The organism is Burkholderia sp. ZZQ-2 (assembly GCF_050768715.1).
GTDB classification, from domain to species: Bacteria; Pseudomonadota; Gammaproteobacteria; order Burkholderiales; family Burkholderiaceae; genus Burkholderia; species Burkholderia cepacia.
The window spans coordinates 1-4,321 of sequence record NZ_LDVA01000252.1 but is presented as its reverse complement, the minus strand read 5'-3'; the positions used below and the strand labels follow the sequence as shown (position 1 = coordinate 4,321).

General features: G+C 71.6%; 3 protein-coding genes. All 3 read right to left on the bottom strand.

Annotated elements, in window-relative coordinates; genetic code table 11:
* A partial coding sequence (locus tag ABY44_RS17770; RefSeq protein ID WP_431641496.1) for an ABC transporter ATP-binding protein occupies nt 1-419 on the bottom strand: 419 nt, incomplete at its 3' end.
* Nucleotides 416-1,816, bottom strand: a complete 1,401-nt coding sequence (locus ABY44_RS17765) for a flavin-containing monooxygenase (RefSeq protein ID WP_060170843.1) — start codon at nt 1,814-1,816, stop codon at nt 416-418. The genes ABY44_RS17770 and ABY44_RS17765, both read right to left, overlap by 4 nt.
* A gap of 20 nt (nt 1,817-1,836) precedes the next feature.
* On the bottom strand, nt 1,837-4,321 hold a 2,485-nt coding region (locus ABY44_RS17760), incomplete at its 5' end, for a KR domain-containing protein (protein WP_431641494.1).

Here is a 4,321-nt window from a genome sequence, read left to right as displayed (position 1 = left end):
CGGTGCCGCGCCTTGTCGGCCAGCCCGACCGCGTCGAGCAGGTCGCGCACCCGCGCCGCGCGCCGCGCCGGCGGCCAGCCCGCCATCAGCAGCGGATACTCGACGTTCTCGTACGCGGACAGCACGGGCAGCAGGTTGAAGGTCTGGAACACGTGGCCGACATGGCGCGCGCGGAAATCGGACAACGCATCGTCGGACAGCGACGCGGTGTCGTGGCCCGCGATCGTCACGCGCCCGCTGTCGGGGCGGTCGATGCAGCCGATCATGTTCAGCAGCGTCGTCTTGCCGCTGCCCGACGGCCCGCTCAACACGGTGAAGCGCCCGGCCTCGAGCGTCGCCGACACGTCGGCGAGCCCGGTCACGCGCACGCTGTCGAGCAGGTAGGTCTTCGACAGGTGTTCGACGTTCACGAGGCTCATGACGCACCTCCCGCGCGCACGGGCGCCGCCGGCGCTTCCTGCGCTGCCTGCGCGGCGCGCGCATCCGCGCCTGCCGCGCCGGGCACGGCCGGCAGGCCGCGTATCAGCCGCTGCAACTGCAGCCGATAGGCAAAATGCTCGACCTCGATCACGTGCCGCGGCGTGCGATGGAACGCGATGCCGCCGCTCCAGTCCGACTTTCCGCGCCGGATCAGCCGGTCGATGTGCGCGGCCTTGCGCGGCGCCGCGTCGCGGGCATGCAGATAGCGCGCGAGCAGCTGCGCCTGGTAGTCCATCAGCGGCCAGTTGCCGGTCGACGTCTGGAACAGCCCGATGAAGAACAGGTCGCGATGCTGTGCGTCGAACATGTTGAGGTACAGCGACGGCTGCTGCTTGCGCCATTGCAGATGCGCCTGGTCGATGAACGGAAAGCTCGGTCGATAGCCGGTCGCGTAGACGATCACGTCGACCGGCTCCTCGCGGCCGTCGGCGAACACGACGCGATCGCCCTTCAGTTCCCGCACGTCGGGCCGCGCATCGAGATCGCCGTGGCCGAGGTGGTAGAACAGCGTCGAGTTGATGATGAAATGCGACTCGAACAGCTTGTGGTCGGGCTTGCGCAGCCCGTAGTCCTCCGGCTGCCCGGCCGTCGTCAGCCGCAGCAGCCGCTCGCCGAAGAAGCGGCGCGCCCACAGCGGCATGCGCAGCCGCAGCGGCCATTCGGCCCACTGGTCGGCCGGTATCCCGAACAGGAATTTCGGCCAGTAGTAGTAGCCGCGCCGCGTACTGTGGAACACCGCGCGCGCATGGTGGGACGCTTCGACCGCGATGTCGCAGCCCGAATTGCCCGCGCCGACCACGAGCACGCGCCGGTCGCGAAAGATCTCCGGCGTGCGGTATTGCGACGAATGCAGCTGCAGCCCGTCGAAGCGGCCCGGATAGTCCGGCAGTTGCGGATGCGACAGATGCCCGTTGCAGACGATCACGCCGCGATAGGTGCGCACTTCGCCGCGGTCCAGCTCGACGCGCCACCCCGAGCCGCCGGCGACCGGCGCGATCTCGAGCACCGAGCGGCCGAACTCGATCCGGTCGTACACGCCGAAGCGCCGCGCGTACGCCCGCAGGTACGCGAGCGCCTGGTCGCCGCGCGCATACGTCGGGTAGTCGTCGGGAATCGGAAAGTCGGTGTACTCCGAAAACCGCTTCGAGCTGATCATGTGAATCGAGCGATACACCGCGCCGCTCGGCCGGCCGTAGTACCAGTTGCCGCCGACGTCGTCCTCGCGCTCGATCACGTCGAAGCCGATTCCGGCCGCGAGCAGGTTCTTCGCGGCGGTGATCCCCGCCGCGCCCGCGCCGATGATGCAGTACCGCGCGCCGTCGTTGCGCTCCGTCATGGTGGATTTCCCCTTTCCGTTCAAAGAACCGGCCCGGCCGCGGCCTGCGGGCCGGTCGCGCCAGCCAGCCGCGCATCGCGCAGATCGGCGATCGATGCGCCGCCGCGATCGGCGATCGCGAAGCGGCCGTCCGGGTAGCACAGCAGCAATTCGGCGTCGGCGGCACGCGCGGCGCCGAATGCGATGCCGCCGATGTGCCATGTGCGCGGCGGTTCGCCGTCTGCGGGCCACGCGCCGAGCAGCACGCGCAACACGTTCTCCAGATGATTGACCGGCAGCCAGATCTGCGGGCACGGCGCCGCGCCGCGCGCGTCGCCCTCGCCCGGCGCGCGCCACAACGCATCGGCGTCGGCGGCCCTGACCTGCGCGATGCCGCCGCGCCAGTCCGCGTCGGGCAGCAGGTCGCCGCGCCAGATCGCGCACGTGGCCGGCCGGACCGCATCGTCCTGCCCGTCGTGCGGCAGCGGCACGGTCGCACCCGCGGGCGGATGACTGCGGTACACGAACGTCGCATCGAGCAGCACGCGGCCGGCGAGCGAGGCGCACCGCACCGTCACGTGCCAGTCGTCGCCGGCCGTGCGGCCGGTCACGTCGGTGTCGAGCGCGAGATCGCCGTGGGCATCGAGCGCGTCGGCGAGCGCATCGAGCGCGATCGTCACGTCGACGGCTTCATGCAGGTAGGCGCGCTCGCCATCGGGCGGCGCCACCCAGTCGGCCACGACGCGCGCGTGCTCGAGCAGCAGCGACACGGGCGCCGCCGCGCGGCCGCCGAAGCGGAATGCGCGCGTATAGGGCGCGTTGGCCGCACGATAGCGCGTCGAGAAAAACGCGAACGGCCGGAATCGCCGCGGCTCGCCCGCGTGGTGCCGGCGTGTCGCGAGTTCGCCGAGATTCGGCAAGCCGTCGACCGCATCGAAGCCGCGCAGCTGGATCGGCGTCAGCGCACGGCCGACGGCGCCCATGTACATCGGTTCGCCGCCGCCGGACGCCGCGGGCGTGGCCGGCTGCGCGAGTTCCGCAAGCCAGTGCCTGACGCCGTCGGCGATGCGCATCGGCGTCACATAACGCCGCGTGACGGCGAGGTTCGTGATCATGCCGACGCCGTCCCACGTCGGCCACACGAGCGTCTTCACGTTGCGCCCGGGCACATCGCGGCGCGCCCACCAGCCGAGCCGCGCGAGCGCCTCGTTCGCGGCCGCGTAGTCGGTCTCGCCCGTCATGCCGCCCCAGCGGCCGGTCAGCGAGCCGACGTTGACGAAGCAGTCGACACGCGGCCGCTCGCGCACCGCCGCGTACAGGTTCATGAAGCCGAGCACCTTCACGCGCGCGGTGCCGACGAATTCGTCCGCGGACTTGCGCGGCAACCGCACCGGCTGGTCGATGCCGGCGTTATGGATCACGCCGCGCAACCGCGCGCCGAATGCGTCGCACAGCGCGCGCACGGCGTTCGCATCGGTCACGTCGCATACCCGGTAGCGCACCGGCAGGCCGAGCGCGGCCGCGGCGTCGAGCGACGCCTTCAGCTCGCGGCGCCGTTCGAGTTGCTGCAGCGTGTGCCGGATCGCCTTGGGCGGCCGCTCCGGCGTCGCCTGGCGCAGCAGGTCGAGCCCGTAGCGCCTGAAGCCCGCATCGTCGAGCGCGAGCCACGGCTCGTCTCCGGCCGGCGGCGCGTCGCGCCCGGTGACGATCACCGTGCAGCGATACCGCTTCGCGATCTCGCAGGCGGCCAGGAACCCGATGCCGCGTGCGCCGCCCGAGAACAGCACGACGTCGTCGGGCCCCCAGTCGGGCGCCGCTTGCGCCGGCAGGTCGTCGCGGGTCGCGACGAGCGTGTGGCGGCGCCCGCCGCGATGGCCGACCTCGAAGCGCCCCCAGCGATACAGCTCACGTGCGATCAACCCGTCGACGCGACCGGTTTCGTCCGGCGCGATGTCGAGCACGCGCACGTTGCAGTTCGGCAGTTCCTGCGGCAGCGTCTTCGCGAGCCCCGCCCACAATCCGCCGAGCGGCTGCACGAGCGCGTCGTCGCCGTATCCCATCAGCCCGTCCTGCCAGGTGAGCGCGAGATAGAACAGCCGCGACGTCGCTTCCTCCTGCACCCAGTCGCCGTAGCACGCCTGCAGCAACGCGACCGTGCGGCGCAGCGGCGCTTCCCACTGATCGCGCACGTCGAGCGAAAACGGCGCCTCGACGCCGAGATCGACGATCCCGTCGAACGGGCCCGACTGTGCAACGAACGCGTTCGCGGCCGCCGCCGGATCGACGCCGTCGGCCGGGGCGAACACCGCCGGCTTCGCGCAGGCGCGCGCAAGCGCCGCCACCACGCGCTCGACCGTGCGGCCGAGGCCGTTGACGATCGCGATCCGCTTGCCGCTCAGTTCGGCCGCCGGCCGTTCCGGCAGCGGTTCGATCTCGACCGGTCGCCACGTGAAGCGGTGAGTCGGTGCGTCGTCCGTGTCGACGCCGGCGTCACGCCGTGCTTCGGACGCCGTCGCGTCGCGTTGC

Excerpts from the sequence above, each read along its gene's own strand:
- ABY44_RS17765 (WP_060170843.1), bottom strand. The coding sequence starts at position 1,816 with ATGACGGAGCGCAACGACGGCGCGCGGTACTGCATCATCGGCGCGGGC.